Annotated in this window: 17 protein-coding genes; 4 read left to right on the top strand and 13 right to left on the bottom strand. The window is 46.7% G+C overall.

The window, feature by feature from the left end; genetic code table 11:
- Positions 1 to 203: 203 nt before the first annotated feature.
- Positions 204 to 968 (bottom strand): tRNA-uridine aminocarboxypropyltransferase, encoded by a 765-nt coding sequence (locus SHEWMR4_RS10190; RefSeq protein ID WP_011622708.1) that lies wholly within the window; start codon positions 966 to 968, stop codon positions 204 to 206.
- 427 nt (positions 969 to 1,395) lie between these two features.
- Between SHEWMR4_RS10190 and ampC the strand changes: the two genes are divergently transcribed.
- Together ampC and emrD are read left to right on the top strand one after the other, a co-directional pair.
- Positions 1,396 to 2,649 (top strand): class C beta-lactamase, encoded by a 1,254-nt coding sequence (gene ampC / locus SHEWMR4_RS10185; RefSeq protein WP_011622707.1) that lies wholly within the window; start codon positions 1,396 to 1,398, stop codon positions 2,647 to 2,649.
- 340 nt (positions 2,650 to 2,989) lie between these two features.
- Complete coding sequence (gene emrD / locus SHEWMR4_RS10180; protein WP_011622706.1) at positions 2,990 to 4,234, top strand: multidrug efflux MFS transporter EmrD; 1,245 nt, start codon at positions 2,990 to 2,992, stop codon at positions 4,232 to 4,234.
- Between the two features lie 63 nt (positions 4,235 to 4,297).
- Here the strand turns inward: emrD and pssA are convergent, their stop codons facing one another.
- Positions 4,298 to 5,611: a CDP-diacylglycerol--serine O-phosphatidyltransferase gene (pssA, locus tag SHEWMR4_RS10175; protein WP_011622705.1), complete on the bottom strand. Its 1,314-nt coding sequence runs from the start codon at positions 5,609 to 5,611 to the stop codon at positions 4,298 to 4,300.
- Positions 5,612 to 5,622: 11 nt separating this feature from the next.
- On the bottom strand, positions 5,623 to 5,955 hold the full coding sequence (locus SHEWMR4_RS10170; RefSeq protein ID WP_011622704.1) for a DUF1904 domain-containing protein: 333 nt from the start codon (positions 5,953 to 5,955) through the stop codon (positions 5,623 to 5,625).
- A 380-nt stretch (positions 5,956 to 6,335) separates the two neighbouring features.
- On the opposite strand from SHEWMR4_RS10170, the gene SHEWMR4_RS10165 reads away from it, so the two are divergent.
- The gene (locus SHEWMR4_RS10165; protein ID WP_011622703.1) at positions 6,336 to 6,512 is read left to right on the top strand and encodes a hypothetical protein; all 177 of its coding nucleotides are present in this window, start codon (positions 6,336 to 6,338) and stop codon (positions 6,510 to 6,512) included.
- A 26-nt stretch (positions 6,513 to 6,538) separates the two neighbouring features.
- Complete coding sequence (dacB, locus tag SHEWMR4_RS10160) at positions 6,539 to 8,080, top strand: D-alanyl-D-alanine carboxypeptidase/D-alanyl-D-alanine-endopeptidase (protein ID WP_011622702.1); 1,542 nt, start codon at positions 6,539 to 6,541, stop codon at positions 8,078 to 8,080.
- 108 nt (positions 8,081 to 8,188) lie between these two features.
- Here the strand turns inward: dacB and SHEWMR4_RS10155 are convergent, their stop codons facing one another.
- From SHEWMR4_RS10155 to aroA, 10 genes are all read right to left on the bottom strand, one after another.
- Positions 8,189 to 9,946 (bottom strand): acyl-CoA dehydrogenase family protein, encoded by a 1,758-nt coding sequence (locus SHEWMR4_RS10155; RefSeq protein ID WP_011622701.1) that lies wholly within the window; start codon positions 9,944 to 9,946, stop codon positions 8,189 to 8,191.
- A gap of 217 nt (positions 9,947 to 10,163) precedes the next feature.
- Positions 10,164 to 10,706, bottom strand: a complete 543-nt coding sequence (locus SHEWMR4_RS10150) for a DUF2058 domain-containing protein (protein ID WP_011622700.1) — start codon at positions 10,704 to 10,706, stop codon at positions 10,164 to 10,166.
- Positions 10,707 to 10,795: 89 nt separating this feature from the next.
- A complete protein-coding gene (locus SHEWMR4_RS10145) occupies positions 10,796 to 11,593 on the bottom strand; it encodes an SDR family oxidoreductase (RefSeq protein ID WP_011622699.1) in 798 nt (265 codons plus the stop codon).
- Between the two features lie 72 nt (positions 11,594 to 11,665).
- Positions 11,666 to 12,361 (bottom strand): orotidine-5'-phosphate decarboxylase, encoded by a 696-nt coding sequence (pyrF, locus tag SHEWMR4_RS10140; RefSeq protein WP_011622698.1) that lies wholly within the window; start codon positions 12,359 to 12,361, stop codon positions 11,666 to 11,668.
- 42 nt (positions 12,362 to 12,403) lie between these two features.
- The gene (gene lapB, locus SHEWMR4_RS10135) at positions 12,404 to 13,564 is read right to left on the bottom strand and encodes a lipopolysaccharide assembly protein LapB (RefSeq protein ID WP_011622697.1); all 1,161 of its coding nucleotides are present in this window, start codon (positions 13,562 to 13,564) and stop codon (positions 12,404 to 12,406) included.
- Between the two features lies 1 nt (position 13,565).
- Positions 13,566 to 13,841 (bottom strand): LapA family protein, encoded by a 276-nt coding sequence (locus tag SHEWMR4_RS10130; protein ID WP_011622696.1) that lies wholly within the window; start codon positions 13,839 to 13,841, stop codon positions 13,566 to 13,568.
- A gap of 123 nt (positions 13,842 to 13,964) precedes the next feature.
- A complete protein-coding gene (gene ihfB, locus SHEWMR4_RS10125) occupies positions 13,965 to 14,252 on the bottom strand; it encodes an integration host factor subunit beta (RefSeq protein WP_011072380.1) in 288 nt (95 codons plus the stop codon).
- Between the two features lie 72 nt (positions 14,253 to 14,324).
- Complete coding sequence (gene rpsA / locus SHEWMR4_RS10120; protein ID WP_011622695.1) at positions 14,325 to 15,992, bottom strand: 30S ribosomal protein S1; 1,668 nt, start codon at positions 15,990 to 15,992, stop codon at positions 14,325 to 14,327.
- 102 nt (positions 15,993 to 16,094) lie between these two features.
- Entirely contained in the window at positions 16,095 to 16,787 is a 693-nt protein-coding gene (gene cmk, locus SHEWMR4_RS10115) for a (d)CMP kinase (RefSeq protein ID WP_011622694.1), read from the bottom strand.
- A gap of 182 nt (positions 16,788 to 16,969) precedes the next feature.
- A complete protein-coding gene (gene aroA / locus SHEWMR4_RS10110; RefSeq protein ID WP_011622693.1) occupies positions 16,970 to 18,250 on the bottom strand; it encodes a 3-phosphoshikimate 1-carboxyvinyltransferase in 1,281 nt (426 codons plus the stop codon).
- Between the last annotated feature and the right edge of the window lie 272 nt (positions 18,251 to 18,522).

Raw genomic sequence — 18,522 nt, 5'->3', positions numbered from 1 at the left:
TTTAGTCGGTTCTAGGTAACGTCCTGTGACCAATGCAAACCCAGTGTAAGACAAACGGGATAAAATTGAAATTTTAAAATCAATAAGTTCAATGATTTGTGACGGGAATGCTAAAACGATTACTACAGGAATGCTTGGGAAACATTTTTCCCCAAGCGTACATGGCTGCACACTCGGGGAGCATAAAATGATGAATTAAGTGATTAATTGCTGGTAGGCGTTGCAGCATGGTAAGCCGCTTCAAAGGCGTCGGTAAAATCGCTGATGGGTAAAATGTCTTCACGGCAGCGGCGGTTACGTCCTAGCAATGATGACTCAACAAAGAGATCGAACCATGCCGTTAATGCCTTGGCATTGGCCTCTTCGCCCATAGCCGCCAATGCCAATGACGCCACTTCCGCCGTGCCTAATTGAAAGTCATGGCTGCCCTTACGCAGGGCGTAGGTTGCTAAGGTGTCGGGATCGAAGGACAACATAGGTAAGCCTTGCAGATAGGTACTCTTGCGAAACATCTTAATTGCCTCACGCCAACTGCCGTCGAGCATAATCAGCAAAGGTCGTTTACCCTCGGCAAGACTCGCCATAGGAACTTCAGTCAATACGGTTTGCCCTTGGTCGGCATATTGCGCGGGAAAGACTAAAAACGGTTGATAGTCGCTTGAGGCCAATAGTGCCAGCAGCTCAGGGGCGGGTTCGGTGCGCGACCAGAGAAAGGCATGAGTATCGGGAATAAGATCGGCAATCAAGCGGCCACTATTGGTGGGTTTTAATACCTCATCGTTATACATGATAAGTATAAAACTTGCCTGAGTAGTCAACTGTTTACGCAGCGAACAGGTACAAAATTGCTCACCCAATAGACACAAGTGACAGCGGATGAGTTTTTTTCCGCGGGCGCCAAAGGGCTTAGTTGAAAGGGATTTACGGTATTCATATAAACGATGTACAGCGTGGGGGGCTAGAGCCATGGCAGCCAATTCTCGGTCAATTCTCTGTCAAATTCGTTATCAAAAGCAGTACTCAGTATACGCGGCTTAGCATATACCTCGGCGCGGTGGCGCAGTGTATCCTTTGGCCGAGAAAGGCGCAATTAGCCTAATGTAAAAGCGCCCTTTACATAAACTCAAAGCGCATCAATTTGACCGAAAACGATATTGTATTAGTCAACTAAAAAGCATTTAAGCAACATTAAGCAGCTTAGATTGCAACGCTTTACCAGTTGATTGATAACCTTTTGCCATCACTTAAGTCGCCTAGGGCAAATCTGATAGCCAGTATGGCTTAAATCATGCTAAATCTTTCATCAATATATGGTTTTACTTCACCGATTTTTATACGTAGAAGATGTTTAAACTGTAGCATTCGGTGAGCCTCCATCATAATCAAAGGAATTATATGTCTACATTTAGTCAGTCCCTCCTAAGACATCCCCATAATGCCCGATTTTCAGGTCAATTGAGTTCAAATCGTTTGGGGCCAACCGCGTTAGGCTTATTGCTGCTCTCGACTACGCCATTGTTAACCTATGCAGCATCAGATGCGCGCAATGCGGAACACCTACAAACAGAGCAGATCCAAGCCCTTGTAGATTCGGCGGTTAATCCCTTAATGACAGAGTATGGGATCCCAGGTGCAATCGTTGGGATCAGCCTCAATGGGCAAAGGTATTTCTTCCCCTATGGTGTTAGCTCTAAGACCAGCAATCAAAGAGTCAGTACAAACACATTGTTTGAGATAGGTTCCATCAGTAAAACCTTTACCGCGACACTCGCAACTTATGCTCAAGTTCAAGGGAAACTCACACTCACGGATAAGGTGAGTGAGTATGTGCCCGAATTAAGGGGCAGTGCTTTTGACCAGATAAATCTTATCAATCTCGCGACCCATACCGCGGGCGATTTGCCCATGCAAGTGCCTGATAAGGTGACCAACAATGTTGAATTAATGCGTTATTTTAAAGAATGGCAACCCGCTTATGCCGCGGGAACACACCGTAACTATGCCAATCCCAGCATTGGCTTACTCGGCTTAATTGCGGCAAAACAGTTGGGGCAAAGCTTTACTGAGGCCATGGAACAAACCGTCTTTCCACAACTTGGCATGACTAGCAGTTATCTTAAGGTGCCAACAAATAAAATGGTTGATTATGCCCAAGGTTATAATAAGCAAGACCAGCCGGTGCGTCTTAATCCCGGCGTATTGGCCGATGAGGCTTACGGAATAAAAACATCTGCCGTCGATCTACTGCGTTTTGTTGAGACTAATATGCAACAGCATACTATTTCTAACACGCTGCAACAGGCTATCGATGCCACACATATGGGCTATTTTGATGTGGGCATGATGACACAAGAGATGATTTGGGAGCATTATCCCTATCCAATAACCCTCGACAAGCTACTTGCGGGACATACTCAAGATGTAGTGTTTGGTAGCATGCCAGTTAAAGCCATCGAGCCGCGACAGGTACAACAGTCTGATCAGTGGGTAAATAAGACTGGCTCAACCGGCGGTTTTGCCGCCTATGTGGCTTATCTTCCCGCAAAAAAACTGGCCATGGTGTTACTCAGTAATAAAAATTATCCCGTGCCCCCTAGGGTGACTGTGGGCTACCAAATATTAACCAGTTTAGAAACACTGCCAAACTAATCCACAATCTAGACATTTATTCCTTTTACTTGCGATAGCCTTCACAGTCCATCTCGGTGGAGAGCAACGTTATAGCTCTCCATCCCTATCTGTTTAATTAAAATATTGTGAATAAAAGGCTTGTGGCAATTAATTTTACCAGCACTCAGTTATCAATAATCAAACCTTATTAACCACTTAAAAACTAGGTGTAAGCTAAATTTTACAGCCATAAATTGATAATAAAACTTGTCAACTCGACGAAAAAATATCTATGTTAATCAATATGATTGATACTTGAACTGAAATTATTTGGGCGTAATATGCGCGCCATCGTTCAGCTTTGCTTTTTAATGGAATTATGATGTCAGACAAAATACCGTCTTTAATCTCACAAAAAGCGCCGACACCCGCAGCAGGCAACACTACTCAGTTACTCTTTATGCTGGTATTTATGGTGGCTTGCGGGCAGATGGCACAAACCATATTTGTCCCCGCACTCCCCCTTATCGCCCAGGGCTTAGCCGTGGATGCCAGTAAATTACAGGCGTTGATGGCCTGTTATCTACTCGCCTACGGCTTATGTCAGTTTATCTATGGCCCATTATCCGACCGAGTTGGGCGTAAAATTCCGCTGCTCATTGGCATCGGGATTTTTATCGTCGGCGCGTTTATGGCGGCAGAAGCCACAAGTTTTAGCCAACTGATTTTCGCGAGCTTACTTCAGGGACTGGGTACAGCGAGTGCCGGCGCGCTGTGCCGCAGTATTCCAAGGGACCATTATTTTGGCGATAACTTAGTAAAATTTAATAGTTATGTGTCTATGGCCGTGGTGTTTTTGCCCTTGGTGGCGCCCTTCTTAGGCAGCTTCGCCTCGGCTTACTTTGGATGGCAAGCGGTTTATTGGGTGCTATTTGGATTTGGCTCTTTTGTTTGGCTACTCATTTGCTTTGGCTTTAAGGAGTCCTTACCAAAAGAGAAGCGGGAACAACAACCCATATTGGCATCCTATCGCCATGTGCTGCGTCACCGTGGCTTTAGGGCCTATTTGCTGTCTCTTATCGCCACTTTTGCCGGAATAGCCGCCTTCGAAGCCATAGCTGGTGTGCTCTATGGCCAATATTTGCAACTCTCGCCTGTTATGGTGAGCTGCTATTTTGTGGCCCCAATCCCAGGATATTTGCTCGGTGCCCTTATTGCTGGCAGAAAAAAACAGCCACAGCGAACTGTTTTACAAGGTGTTGCCCTTCTGGGAGCGGGTGCGCTGTTTATCTTGATCCCCGGAATATTTCAGCTGGTCGTGGGGTGGAGTTTATTGATAGGTTCAATTCTGTTCTTTAGCGGCGCAGGCATGTTATTTCCGACATTAACCTCGGCCGCTTTAGAACCATTTCCGCGTCAGGCAGGAATTGCAGGTGCCTTGCTAGGCGGTTTACAAAATTTCGGCGCGGGGCTTGCCGCCTTAACCATGTCTTTAGTGCCTATGGGTGGCCAGTTAAGTATCGGTTTGCTGAGTGCACTGATGGTGCTGTTAGTGATTGTCGCCTTGCATTATGCTAGGGATCAAAACGATAGCCATCACACTCTGTTACCACAAAACTCATAGTGAGCATATAGCCAATAATAAAATAGCCCACAGATGTGGGCTATTTTATTGTTCCGATTTAGATTAGAGGATCCGTCTGAGCAGGAAATCTGCTTTTAGCCTTCTAATGCGATTCATAATCTTCTTCACTGGGGCGGGATAGCTTTGTAAGGTATCCACTTGACTGTAGTGATACAGCCGTTGCGTGTGTTCGAGGATATGGCTTTGTTCGGCCTCGAATTGCGCCTTCCAGCTACCGCTTTCATCGTGAATGAGTAACCCATTCTCTAAATCCAGCGCCCATGCTCTTGGGTTTAAGTTTGAGCCCGTGATCAAATGCTTACGACCATCTGCACTGATCCCCTTGAGGTGATAGCTATTGATGCCGTGTTTCCACAGGTGAATATTAAGCTGACCATTATCGATTGCCCATTGCTGACGCTTAGCAAATTTTCGCAGCGATTGCTCATACAGATACGGCAAGGCCCCTATGGTAGAAAAATCCTGCTCGGGCGGAATGTAAAAATCATTCGCCGTTTTATCCCCTACGACTATGTCGATACGTTTGCCTTTGCGCAGGTGCTTAGCCAAGGCACGCACCAAAATATAGGGAGGATTAAAATAAGGCGTGCAAATAAACAGCCTATCTTTTGACTCTTCCACCATGGCAATCACGGCTTTATTCAGCAGGTTATGTTTGCGGCCTAATCCCAGTAAAGGGGTGACACGGTTGCCACTGCGGGTCGCGTTAAACTCGTACTGTGCCTGTGATAATCGCAGTTTGAAGCTGCGCACATCGGTTTTAGGTGGCAAGACTTCTTGCTGCGCATCTTGAGTAAGTGAGGCAACGGCAGGATCGGCAATGATATAACGCTGGATCATAGTGCGCATACTGCGCGCTAACTCGGCCGACTCAATTACATGGTAACGGTCGAAGCGGTATTTATCGTTTTGCTGCAGATAAATGTTATTCAGGCTGGCACCGCTGTAAATCACCGCATCATCAATCACAAAGCCCTTAAGGTGCAGCACGCCCATAAACTCACGGGATTTGACCGGCACGCCCATAATGTCAATAGGATGCTCTGCCTCGGCCATAACCTTGCGGTACATCAGATAGTTACCGCTGTCGCCCTTGTGACCAATCAAGCCGCGTCTAGCACGGTGAAAATCGACCAAAATCTTGATATCTAACGCGGGGTTATTCGCCTTAGCCGTCATCAAGGCCTGTAAAATTTCGCGCCCCGCCTCATCGTCTTCAAGATAGAGTGCGGCGATATAAATGCTGTCCTTGGCATTTTCGATACGGCTAAGCAATTCTGCCTTAAATCGGCATGGCGTAAGCAACCACGTTAAAGCCTCGGGTTGAATGGCTATTCCACCAAGCTTATCTAGCAAGGCATCCTCCTTTAAACATGCTGACCACCCCGATAGGAAGCGCTTGGGGTCAGTGACAAAAACATCACAGCAATTTGGGTTAATTCTGGATAGGCTTCTGTCACTGCCAGCCTGATCGTTTGTTCTACTTTAAGATGGATATCAGGGTCGACAGGAAACCAAAGCAATTCGATTTGGACAAAGCGTTGATCAATTCTACCATTACGGTAGCTGATGCTTGGGATCCAATCTAATGTAAAACTCTCTGCATTACCTTTACATATAGCCGCCAAAGACTGCAGTAATGTTTGGCTAAGCTCTGCAACAACTGCCTGTGGCAAGCCGCGCATACTAATATGAGGCATGGTTTTAGTGGTTACCTGAGATCCTAAAATCGTAAGGGGTAGAAATTACCGACTTCACTGCAACTCGGCAAGACTTTTCGGCGAAAAGGACCCGGGATAGCGCCTATTTTGCTGGTAATTTGACCTGAAACGACGAATTGCCAATCCTAAGGATTAAAATGCCGCGATTTGTCACACAAGATGCAGGCTAAGATACTGGCTTTAAAGGTTAACTAAATGCTTTTATTCTTTATCTCCAGAGCGTATTGGGCCGTACAAAATCACGTTAATAAAATGGTGCGTGAGTCACAAAAAAGGGTTATTCCGCGGACATGCCTGCCTGTCTCTGTTGTTTTAGCGTAAACTAAAACGTCGTATGTCCGTCCCTATTGTCAAACACTATGAATAAAAAAATCCTACTGACCCTCGCCCTCACTCTAGCCTTAGCCTGGGGAATTTTTCATTTTAAAGCACAACTTGGCTTACTCATTTTGCCGCTTTTTATTGGATTAGTTTTATTTGTCACCCTAAGGCTGTATCGTCTTATGGAAAAAGACGATGGCAGCAATGACCGCTAATGGTAAAAAGGACATTCAGGACACCTATGACGCACTCGATAAACAAGGATCAGTTACAGGCATCATTCACTCGCCCCAAGCTTAAGGGATTACTTTTAGGCAGCATGTTAAGTATTCTGCTGCCAACCCAAGCGATTGCAGCAATTCATCCGCTGGATGAGTCGACATTTGCCAAGCAAATCGCCGACATTGCCCCGCGTCATTCGCAAGTCGCTTTGCTGGCCCGTGATTTAAGTACTAATACCCTGTTATACAGCCAGCAAGCCGATACCTTATTTATCCCCGCCAGCACGCAAAAGGTGCTGACCGCCGTGACCGCTATGGCCAGCCTTGGCCCAGATTTTCGCTATGTCACTGAGCTCTGGAGTGATGCGCCCATTCGCCAAGGTCATATTGCGGGCAGTGTTTATCTGCGTTTTAGCGGCGATCCAACGCTGACTCAGGACGATCTCAAAGCCTTGTTTGCCCATCTACAAAAGCAAGGCATAACAAGCATTGAGGGGCATCTCTATCTGATCGGGGATAAACAGGAACAATTACAAGCACCTGGTTGGGTGTGGGATGACCTAGGGATTTGCTTTGCAGCGCCGGTATCCAGTTACATCATCAATCAAAACTGCGTTTATGGGCAGTTTGCGCCAAGCTCAGCCAAACATGCCTCTGAGGTCAAATTAAGGGCATCCAGTTTTGGGGTGAAAGTCAGTAGCGATGCCATATTCTCCCCTAAAGCAGGCCATGATTTTTGCCAGCTCGATTTAGTACGCCTTGGCCAAAACCAATATCATCTACGCGGCTGCTATCCCGGCAGTGAAGCGATACCACTGGCGATTGCCATTAGCGATCCCGAAAAATTTGCCATGGACACCCTAACCGCGACGCTCAAGGGGGAAATATCACTTTCGGGGAAAGTGAAAATAGGCAATACCATCCCTTCTAAGGCGAAACTGATTGCCAGCCATAGCAGCGCGCCCTTGCCTGAGCTGTTAAAAACCATGCTGTTGAAGTCGGATAACCTCATCGCCGACAGTTTGTTTAAGCGCGTGGGGCAAAATTATTACAAAGCCCAAGGCAGCTTTACCCATGGTGCTGCGGCTATGCGCCATATTCTGACTGAGCTTGGGATTGATTTAACCAACGCTAATATTGTCGATGGTTCAGGGCTTTCTCGCTATAACCTGTTGAGCGCAAAACAGTTAGCCGATGTACTGGCGCTCATTTACCAAGATGCACGCTTTCACACCCTCATTGACAGTTTGCCCGAGGCCGGTGTCAGCGGCACACTGCAATATCGCTTGGGATATACTAAACCGCCCTTAAAACATCTAGTGTTTGCCAAGACCGGCTCGATGCAGGGCGTTGCCAATTTAGCTGGCTTTATGCGTTTAGCGCAGCAACGGGATATTCTATTTGTGGTACTTGAGAACGGCATTAGCCCCGAAACTAAAAAACAGCGTAAACCCGCCTTTAGCGCCGATTTTTTAACTCGGCTGCTGAGCGCTGTCGAAACTCAGACTCAGACCAGCCAAACAACGACCACAGAGCTGAGCACCGTTAAGTTAAGTGATTAATATCCAATAAGGTGTAGAGTCATATACACAGCAATTAAAACAAAAAGCACTGAATATCAGTGCTTTTTTATTAGGTAAATTCGAACGCTTAACGCGATTAAGCTTGCGTTAGAACAGTTCTGCTGGTATCGCCATTGTGCTGGTATCTCCCGCGCGCACTTGCGCTAAGTGATAGTCAGCTTTAGGCAGCAACTTGTCGAAATAGAATTTGGCTAGGTAGGATTTCTGCTCGGCAAACTGTTTATCTTCAGCATCAACGGCTTTATCTAACATGGCTAACCAATAGAAACCATAGAGGGTGTAACCAAAGGCATCCAAAAAGTCGACGGCACTCGCGTTGATTAGTGCTGGCTGAGCGACTTTGTGTTCATTGACTGACTCAGCGACAATGACTAAGGCATCTAAACGGGCACAAACGGCGGCCACTTTCACCGCATCAACTCGGGTGAACCCGCGCATTTGCGCTTTCAACTCGGCGACAAATTCTTTTAGCGTCGCTAAGTTGTCACCTGTGACTTTTCGACCGAGGAAGTCGATGGCCTGAATGCCGTTGGTACCTTCGTAAATCTGGGCAATACGAGTATCACGTACTAACTGCTCAATGCCTGTTTCGCGAATATAGCCATGACCACCAAACACTTGCTGTGCCATGATAGTGGCATCTAAACCACGGTCTGTTAAAAATGCTTTCGCTACAGGTGTTAACAAGCCCACATAACGAGCAGCCTTGGCTTTAACTTCATCTTCGGCATATTTTGCTAAATCGAGTTGTTTACCGGTAAATACTGAGAGTGCGCGCCCCGCCTCTGTCATCGCTCTGATTGTCATCAGCATACGACGCACGTCACCATGCACAATAATAGGATCGGAGTCGCTGCCCGTAGGTGAGCCGCCAGCGGCAACGCCTTGGTTGCGCTCTTTGGCATAATCGGCGGCCATTTGATAAGCGGCTTGTGCACTGCCAAGCCCTTGAATACCAATGGCTAAACGTTCGTAATTCATCATAGTGAACATACACACTAGACCACGATTAGGCTCGCCAATCAGGTAACCTTTGGCCTCATCAAAGTTCATCACGCAGGTTGCAGAGCCCTTAAGACCCATTTTGTGTTCGATTGAACCGACAGTGACACCGTTCGCTTGGCCTAAACTGCCATCGGCATTGACCGTTGTTTTAGGCACGAGGAACAGTGAAATACCTTTGCTTTCAGGAAGTTTTGCGAGCACTAAATGAATGACGTTCTCGGTTAAATCATGATCGCCACCCGTGATAAAAATCTTGCTGCCGCTGATGGCATAACTGCCGTCATCCTGTGGGATCGCACGGGTACGGATATTACGTAGATCTGAGCCCGCCTGAGGCTCCGTCATATCCATAGCCCCTGCCCATTCACCGCTGTAGAGTTTTGGTAAATAGGTTTCTTTGATCTCTTCACTGCCGTGGGCATTAATACACAGCGCGGCACCAGCCGTGAGTGAACCATACAGGGTAAATGCATTACAGGCGCTGTAAGCCATTTCATCGACTAACACACCGAGCATTTTCGGCATACCCATACCACCAAACTCGGGTTCACCACACAGGCCCACCCAGCCGCCTTGGGAATATTGATCGTAAACGGCTTTATAACCATCGGGCGTAATCACTCGATTATCCTGATGAAGAACACCTTGCTCATCGCCAGCACGGTTAAGCGGATGGATTAATTCAGCACTGATTTTCGCGGCTTCTTCGAGAATCGCGCCGGCCGTATCCATATCGACCATTTCAGCAATATCAGGGAGTTGTGCCCAAGTATTTGGCGCATCAAAAACCTGTTCCAATAAGAAACGCATATCCGCTAACGGAGCTTGGTAAGGATTCATGGGTAGACTCTTAAACGTAGGATTTAAACAGTTGTTTTAATTTATACCAGTTCAATACAGAAAACAATCTCATTACAAATTCACTTTGTAACTAAGAACCAGTAAAACCGTTAATGTGAAATACGGGCAATAAAAAACCCTTAAGTTGCCTTAAGGGTTTTAGTGTAGCCAGAGATAAGCAATGCGTCGTCGGCTTAGCTCACGATTAACGCATTGATTACCACATTAAATCGTCCGGGATCGCATAATCAGCATAGGGGTCATCTTCGACCTCTATCGCCTTCCCTTCATCCTGTTGCCATAGATAACCGCACCATTGTGGCACTAAAAGATTGACGCGCTCAGCCAATTTATGGGGGACAAGGTAGCTCTTATCTTCATATCGAACGATCCCTAACAGTCCTTTAAGCAGTTCCGATTGGATTTTCTCATCGATATAGACTGAATAGATTTTATTATCGAGGGTATAGTTAAACTTGACCTCGGCATGGCTTGGGATCTTAATGGCAAATTGAGTGAACTCACTCACCAAACCACGCACTTGCCCGCGTGCTGTAGCCTCAGCAAAACGCTGTTCGTTTAATGCCTTATCTTTTTCTGCCTGCAGACGTTTTTGCTCAGCAATCTCGTGCTTCAATGCACTTGAACCATCGTCAACGCGCGCCTTTTTATCGCGACGTTTTTGCGTTTTCACATCGCGCACTTTTTGTTTACTGGCAAGGCCAGCCTTAAGCAGCTGCTCTTGTAATGCATTCGCCATGGATTTTCACCCGATTTCTCTATCAAATAAATTAGTTACAAGGTTTTGAGTGTTGCACTATCACTTATTGCCCTTTGGTGCCAATTCGCTTAATCCGACATCGCAATGCTGGCGCCACCGAGCGACCATCCGCCATCGACAGGAAGCACAACCCCTGTGATGTAGGAGGCCAACTCAGAGCCTAAAAACATCGCGGCATTAGCAATGTCCTGCCCTTCACCATTGCGTTTTAACGGTACTGATTGTGCCACTCCTTGTTGCAGAGCTGCACTCGGCGCTAAGCGGTTAAAGCCTTCTGTGCCCGCAATAGGACCAGGCACAATCGAGTTAATTCGAATCCCTTCACAGCCCCATTCTATCGCCAATGTCCGAGTGAGCATGTCTACACCAGCTTTAGCAGCGCACACATGAGCTTGCATTGGCATGGCTATCGATGCCTGCGGCGCCGAGATTTGAATAATATTCCCTTGGGGGCGACGCAGTAAAGGATAAGCCGTCTTTAGCACTTGAAAACTGCCCAGCAGATCAATGTCCATCACGGCTTTAAAGCCATTAGCAGAGAGTTTTGCCGCTGTAGCCGGAAAGTTACCTGCAGCGCCACTTACCAACACATCGATAAAGCCAAATTCGGAGGCGATAGTGTCAAACCCCTGCTCGACCGCAGCCAAATCCCTGACATCAAAACTCACCCCAAGGTGGATCCCATCAGGATTTGACTGCTTTAGCTGCAACACGGCGGCATCAATCTTGTCTTGGCTGCGACTCGCCACCGCCACATTCGCGCCAGCCAGCGCAAAGGCGTTGGCAATCGCGAGGTTAATTCCACTCGTACCACCGACAACGACAACATTCTTACCTTGATAATTAAACATCGTAGTATTCAGCATGGGCATTCTCCGTGAACGGTCAAATTAACGCGCGAATAAGTGCTTAAGCCGCAATGGCTGTCACCATGTCTCTCAAGCTAGAGATTGATGAATCGCCTGCAGTGCAGCCAGAGGGTCGGCGGCCTTAGTGATTGGTCGACCAATCACTAAATAATCAGAACCGGCTGCAAGCGCCTGCGATGGCGTCATCACCCGGTGTTGGTCGCCCACGTCGCTGCCCACAGGGCGGATCCCCGGGGTGATAAGTTTAAAATCTTGACCTAAGAGTGATTTAAGTACGCTTGCCTCTTGCGCCGAACAGACTACACCATCGAGGCCCGCCTGCTTGGTGAGTTTCGCGAGACGTTGCACATGCTCAAAGGCAGGAACATCAATGCCGATGAGTTTTAAATCTTCATCACTCATGGAAGTGAGAACCGTTACTGCGATTAGCATAGGCGCATCATTACCATAGGGCAGCAACGCTTTTTTTGCCGCTTCCATCATGGCCAAGCCGCCGCTGGCATGCACGTTTGTCATCCACACGCCCAGTTCTGCCGCGGCCGCGACCGCTTTGGCGACCGTATTAGGAATATCGTGAAACTTTAAGTCGAGGAAAAGATCGAAACCACGGTCGTGAATATCTTTCACCAATTGTGGGCCAAACAGGGTGAACATTTCTTTGCCCACTTTAAGGCGGCACATGTTGGGATCGAGTTGATCTATCAGTTGTAAGGCGTGGTTTTTATTATCGTAATCAAGCGCTACGAGGATAGGTTTGGTCGTCATCATCTCTCCAACTGGGTTACACTAACAGGTTTTTTCAAAAGGTTATTCACCGTCTAAACCACGGATCCGTTTAATGGTGCCCCATTTTTTACAGGAGGGACAATGCCAATAAAGTGTGTGGGATGGAAAACCGCATTCTTTACAGCGATAACTTGGACGGAATTTAATTTGTTGTTCAACGAGTTGCTCAAGCATAGTCAAACTTTGTTTGGCTTGCCCTTCTTCGGCTTGACGCAGGTGCATCTGCATTAAGTGCTGAAATCCCTTCATGGTGGGATGGCGATACAGGGCATCCAATACCATGTTTTCAGCGGCCTTTATCTCATCGAGACTAATCATATGTTGAGCAAGCGCTACCACCACAGAGGCTCCCGCCCCTTCGGCCATAGCACCCGCTAATAATTCTTGATAACCCTCTTTATCTTGGGTATCGCGATACACTTGTTTCGCGGTGGGCAAAGCATCGGCAAAGAGTTCTATATCGGCTTTTTTCAGTGCCATCAGCATGGATTTACACTGGGTGTAATCCTTAGCATCGAGAAATTTTTTGGCGAGCGTGAGCAAGGCTCGGCCGCACTTAGGATCTTGTTTTAATGCCTGTTGCAGCAGCTTTATTTTATCCGCATCATCCCCGGATTCATCCGCAAGCTGGCAATAAAAATGGGCAATAATCGGTTTGAGTGCCTGCTGACGCTTACGGCTTAAGCGTTTGGTGATGTCGATGGCTTTTTGCCATTCCTTAATCACCTGATAAATGGCAATCAGCTGAGTTTCAGACTCTTCACTGTGATCATCTTGACTCACTAAATTCAAGAAAATTTCCTCAGCGCGGTCGTAAAACCCTGCGGCAAGGTAATCTTTACCCAGTTCCATCATAGCCATATCGCGCTGCTCATTGGTGAGCGTTGGTCGTGCAATTAAGTTCTGATGGATACGAATGGAACGGTCAACTTCACCGCGTTTGCGAAATAACGAACCGAGGGAAAGATGGGTATCGATAGTTTCATCATCCACATCGAGCATACTGATAAACAAGTCGACCGCTTTGTCTGACTCGTTCGACAACAGGAAATTTAAGCCGGTGAAATAATCACGACTTAATTGTTTACGCTGATTACTCTGGTTTTGCCTTATGCTCCGCCGCCCCATATACCAGCCGTAACCGGCAGCAATAGGGAGCAACAGGAAGAGGATCTCAAGCATATTAGGCGTCTACACCTTGAGGATTTTTAGCGGTTTGGACCGTTAACTTCTTTCTGGTTGCCGCTAAAGCCAATTTGAGTTTGACAATATAATAGCTGGCCACAAGCCAACTCAACATAAAGCCAGCAAAGAAAACCACGGCCAAGACTACGGGTAAACGGTACTCACCCTGAGCCACAAAGTAGCTGATCGTCACTACTTGTTCATTACGCGCACCAAAAATCAATGCCACGATAAATAACAGTGCCACAAGGACTGTCGCTACAAAAGATTTCACGTCGCACTCCCTTAAACGCCTTTCAATTTTCTGATTATCCAAGAAATTTACTGAGCTGACCAGCTTTGCCTTGCATTAGATATAAAAAAGCCCCCTTACGGAGGCTTTTTGTAATGCGGTCAATTATACATTAACTGCGTCAACGCGTTCGCGCAGTTCTTTGCCTGGCTTAAAGTGCGGGACGTATTTGCCTTCCAATTCGACTGATGAACCAGTCTTTGGATTACGGCCAGTACGCGGTGCACGATAATGAAGCGAGAAACTACCAAAGCCACGGATCTCAATACGATCACCGCTTTCTAATGTTGTTGCCATTTGCTCCAACATCTCTTTGATTGCGCCTTCAACCTCTTTCGCCGACAGCTGCGACTGCCTGGTGGCGAGTTTTTCGATCAGTTCGGATTTTGTCATCCTAGCTATCCCCTATTATCAAGCCAAACACAGTCACCTAATGGGGAGAAAAACTCCCCATACAACAGGCGATTATTTGCGAGCTGCTTTAAACGCTTCAGCCATTGCATTACTAATAACAGCGTCTTCTTGTTTATTCAAGGTCGCCATTACTTCTTTTTCTTCAGCTTCGTCTTTCGCTTTGATTGACAGGCTGATAGAACGGTTCTTACGGTCAACACCCATGAACTTAGCTTCGATAGCGTCACCTACTGAGTAAACAGTAGATGCATCTTCGATGCGCTCACGGCTGATGTCAGCTACACGGATGTAACCTTCAACAGTGTCAGCTAGTTCAACAGTCACACCTTTAGCATCAACAGCAGAAACAGTACCGTTTACGATAGTACCTTTCTTCTTGTCAGCTAAGTAAGCGTTGAATGGATCGTCTTCAGTTTGCTTAACGCCTAAGCTGATGCGCTCGCGCTCTGGGTCAACAGACAGAACCACTGCGTGGATTTCGTCGCCTTTCTTGTACTCAGATACTGCGTCTTCGCCAGTACCGTTCCAAGAAATGTCAGACAGGTGAACTAAACCATCGATACCGCCGTCAAGACCGATGAAGATACCGAAGTCAGTGATTGACTTGATCTTACCAGAAACCTTGTCGCCTTTGTTGTAACGAGTTGCGAAGTCATCCCATGGGTTGGTCTTACATTGCTTCAGACCTAGAGAAATACGACGACGCTCTTCATCGATGTCCAGAACCAGAACTTCAACTTCATCACCTAAGTTAACCACTTTAGATGGGTGAATGTTCTTGTTAGTCCAATCCATTTCAGAAACGTGAACTAAGCCTTCAACGCCTTCTTCGATTTCAACGAAACAGCCGTAGTCAGTCAGGTTAGTTACGCGACCAGTTAACTTAGTGTTTTCTGGGTAGCGCTTGCTGATTTCTAACCATGGATCTTCGCCAAGTTGTTTCAGACCTAAAGACACACGAGTGCGCTCACGATCGTACTTCAGAACTTTAACGTTGATTTCGTCACCAACGTTTACGATTTCAGATGGGTGCTTAACGCGTTTCCATGCCATATCAGTGATATGTAACAGACCGTCAACACCACCTAAATCTACGAATGCACCGTAGTCAGTCAGGTTCTTAACGATACCTTTAACTGCTTGACCTTCTTGCAGGTTTTCTAACAGTGCATCACGCTCTGCGCTGCTTTCTGATTCGATAACTGCACGACGAGAAACAACAACGTTGTTACGCTTCTGGTCTAGTTTGATAACTTTGAATTCTAATTCTTTGTACTCTAAGTGAGCGGTGTCGCGAACTGGGCGCACGTCAACTAGAGAACCTGGTAAGAAGGCACGGATACCGTTTAATTCAACAGTGAAACCGCCTTTCACTTTACCATTGATGATACCGATTACAGTTTCAGCATCTTCGTAAGCTTTTTCCAGAACGATCCAAGCTTCGTGACGTTTCGCTTTTTCGCGAGACAGTTGAGTCTCACCGAAGCCGTCTTCAACAGAGTCAAGAGCTACGTCAACTTCATCACCAACAGCGATTTCTAAAACGCCTTGAGCGTTTTTGAATTGTTCAGCTGGGATTGGGCTTTCAGACTTCAGACCGGCATCAACCAGAACCATACCGTTTTCGATAGCAACTACAGTACCACGAACGATAGAGCCTGGACGGAATTCCAGAGTTTGAAGGGATTGTTCAAATAGATCAGCAAAAGATTCAGTCATGTTTAGGTTACTTTAATGTAATAAACCACAGTCAATCCTAGACGTGGAGTCAGTCAAATTATCCGTATCATCCTTAATACGAATACCTATCCAAACAATAACTTAGTTAGTGTTGGATAATTTTTGGTTGATGTAGTTGAGCGCAAGCTCAAGTACTTCATCAATACCTTTATCGCTAGTATCGATAACGAGCGCATCCTCGGCAGGGACCAAAGGGGCCACTGGACGATTCATATCGCGGTCGTCACGCTCGATAATTTCAGCTAAAAGGCGCTCGATATTAACATCGAAGCCCTTGTCCTGCAACTGATTATAGCGTCTTTGAGCTCGCTCCTCTGCAGAAGCAGTTAAATATAATTTAGCCGATGCCGTTGGGAAAACAACCGTGCCCATGTCGCGGCCATCGGCGATTAATCCAGGTGCTGTTCTAAAGGCACGTTGACGGCGTAATAAGGCTTCCCGTACACGGGGAAATGCCGCCACTTTAGAGGCCGCATTTGAGCATTCTTGAGTACGTATCGCAGTAGTGACGTCTTCACCTTCTAAGATCACTTGAACTGGATCTTTCTCGTTGCCGGTTAAAAATTTCACATCAAGGTGCGCAGCAAGGAGTGTGATGGATTCTTCATTTTCCAGTTCTACATCGTGGTGAATTGCAGCTAACGCAAGCACTCGGTAAATAGCACCACTATCAAGCAGTTGCCATCCAAGATGCTTAGCCAATAATTGGCTAATTGTCCCTTTACCAGCACCACTTGGGCCGTCGATTGTGACTACAGGAGCCCGTTCAGACATACATTCCTCCGCAAAAAATAATCATCATCCGTGAGTTCTTAACTAGAGCCCCGAAAATGAGCGCGCCGCATTGTACAATACTATACAAATAAAATCCGTGGATTTTTTATGAAGTTTAGAAGCCGCTCAAATGCGGCTTCATCATCTTGATATGACCAAATTCAGTCTGTTATTGGGTGCAATTAGACTTTCAGACTGGCAAATTGGGCAAAATAATCAGGGAAGGTTTTCGAGGTGCAGTCGGGATCGTTGATAGTGATCCCGCAATTGGCAAAGGCCATCATGGAGAAGCACATGGCCATGCGGTGGTCGTTATAAGTATCAATCTCTGCGGTATTCAACACAGCTGGCGGCGTGATTTGAATATAATCATGCCCCTCTTCCACTAACGCTCCCACTTTACGCAGCTCTGTGGCCATCGCAGCTAATCGGTCGGTCTCTTTAATGCGCCAGTTATAGATGTTACGAATGGTGGTCGTGCCCTTAGCAAACAAGGCCGCGGTGGCAATGGTCATTGCCGCATCGGGAATATGATTCATGTCTAAATCAACCGCGGTTAACGGCGCGCCACGGGCAATAATGTAATCATCGCCCCACTCAATATCAGCGCCCATTTTTTCCAGCACATCGGCAAATTTCACATCGCCCTGAATGCTTAAACGGCCAACACCAGTGACTTTCACTTCGCCGCCTTTAATGGCTCCCGCTGCTAAAAAGTAAGATGCAGAAGATGCATCCCCTTCTACTAACACTTTACCCGGAGACACATACTGCTGCCCAGCTGGGATCTCAAAGCGGGCATAGTCATGGTTAATCACCTGAACGCCAAACTGGGCCATCAAGGCTAAGGTAATGTCGATATAAGGTTTTGAAACCAGTTCACCTTTGACATGAATATTCACACTGTCCTTAGCGAGGGGGGCAACCATTAACAGCGCGGTTAAGAATTGGCTAGACAGATCGCCAGCAATTTCCACATCGCCACCGTTAAGCCCGGTTGCATTGATGGCCAGAGGCGGAAACCCTTCATTCTTAAGGTACACAATATTAGCGCCCAATTGTTTTAGGGCATCGACCAAGTCACCAATGGGACGCTCTTCCATGCGCGGTTCGCCCGTTAGGGTAAATTCGCCACGACCTAAGGTCAGCGCAGCGCACAATGGACGCATAGCCGTGCCCGCATTGCCTAGAAACAACGTTTGCGCGGTGTCCGCCGAGATAGCGCCACCTAAACCAATAAGCTCGCAGACAGTATTATTTTGCGATAAGCGGTATTCAACCCCCAACTGCTTTAAAGACGCCAACATATGACGAATATCATCGGAGTCGAGCAAATTGGTTAGCGTGGTGGTGCCTTTAGCTAAGGTCGCCAATAATAACGCGCGGTTAGAAATGCTTTTTGAGCCAGGGATATTGATCTCACCGCGGACTTGCACAACAGGTTCAAGACGTAATTGCTTCATGAATAAATCTTCTTTCTCTTAGGGCGTAACCATCGATGGCACGCAGACTGAAAATAGGTAAATGGCAACCTCACGCTACATGGCGTCAAGTTAAGATTACAAATTAAAGGAGATTGGGGACCTTGTTGGTGCTTCGTCGTTATAAAATTACCGATAGTGACGCAGGATTCAACCGTTTTTTACTAAAAAACGGCTTTTTAAACCGGAAAATTACTCAAGTCAGTCTAAAAATAACAAAAACACAAAATATCTGCGGTTAAATTGTGATCTAA

Origin of the sequence: Shewanella sp. MR-4 (assembly GCF_000014685.1) — a bacterium.
Lineage (GTDB): Bacteria > Pseudomonadota > Gammaproteobacteria > Enterobacterales > Shewanellaceae > Shewanella.
This window is presented reverse-complemented; position numbering and strand designations above follow the sequence as displayed.

Excerpts from the sequence above, each read along its gene's own strand:
- SHEWMR4_RS10190 (WP_011622708.1), bottom strand. The coding sequence starts at position 968 with ATGGCTCTAGCCCCCCACGCTGTACATCGTTTATATGAATACCGTAAA.
- ampC (WP_011622707.1), top strand. The coding sequence starts at position 1,396 with ATGTCTACATTTAGTCAGTCCCTCCTAAGACATCCCCATAATGCCCGA.
- emrD (WP_011622706.1), top strand. The coding sequence starts at position 2,990 with ATGATGTCAGACAAAATACCGTCTTTAATCTCACAAAAAGCGCCGACA.
- SHEWMR4_RS10170 (WP_011622704.1), bottom strand. The coding sequence starts at position 5,955 with ATGCCTCATATTAGTATGCGCGGCTTGCCACAGGCAGTTGTTGCAGAG.
- SHEWMR4_RS10165 (WP_011622703.1), top strand. The coding sequence starts at position 6,336 with ATGAATAAAAAAATCCTACTGACCCTCGCCCTCACTCTAGCCTTAGCC.
- dacB (WP_011622702.1), top strand. The coding sequence starts at position 6,539 with ATGACGCACTCGATAAACAAGGATCAGTTACAGGCATCATTCACTCGC.
- SHEWMR4_RS10155 (WP_011622701.1), bottom strand. The coding sequence starts at position 9,946 with ATGAATCCTTACCAAGCTCCGTTAGCGGATATGCGTTTCTTATTGGAA.
- SHEWMR4_RS10150 (WP_011622700.1), bottom strand. The coding sequence starts at position 10,706 with ATGGCGAATGCATTACAAGAGCAGCTGCTTAAGGCTGGCCTTGCCAGT.
- SHEWMR4_RS10145 (WP_011622699.1), bottom strand. The coding sequence starts at position 11,593 with ATGCTGAATACTACGATGTTTAATTATCAAGGTAAGAATGTTGTCGTT.
- pyrF (WP_011622698.1), bottom strand. The coding sequence starts at position 12,361 with ATGACGACCAAACCTATCCTCGTAGCGCTTGATTACGATAATAAAAAC.
- lapB (WP_011622697.1), bottom strand. The coding sequence starts at position 13,564 with ATGCTTGAGATCCTCTTCCTGTTGCTCCCTATTGCTGCCGGTTACGGC.
- ihfB (WP_011072380.1), bottom strand. The coding sequence starts at position 14,252 with ATGACAAAATCCGAACTGATCGAAAAACTCGCCACCAGGCAGTCGCAG.
- rpsA (WP_011622695.1), bottom strand. The coding sequence starts at position 15,992 with ATGACTGAATCTTTTGCTGATCTATTTGAACAATCCCTTCAAACTCTG.
- cmk (WP_011622694.1), bottom strand. The coding sequence starts at position 16,787 with ATGTCTGAACGGGCTCCTGTAGTCACAATCGACGGCCCAAGTGGTGCT.
- aroA (WP_011622693.1), bottom strand. The coding sequence starts at position 18,250 with ATGAAGCAATTACGTCTTGAACCTGTTGTGCAAGTCCGCGGTGAGATC.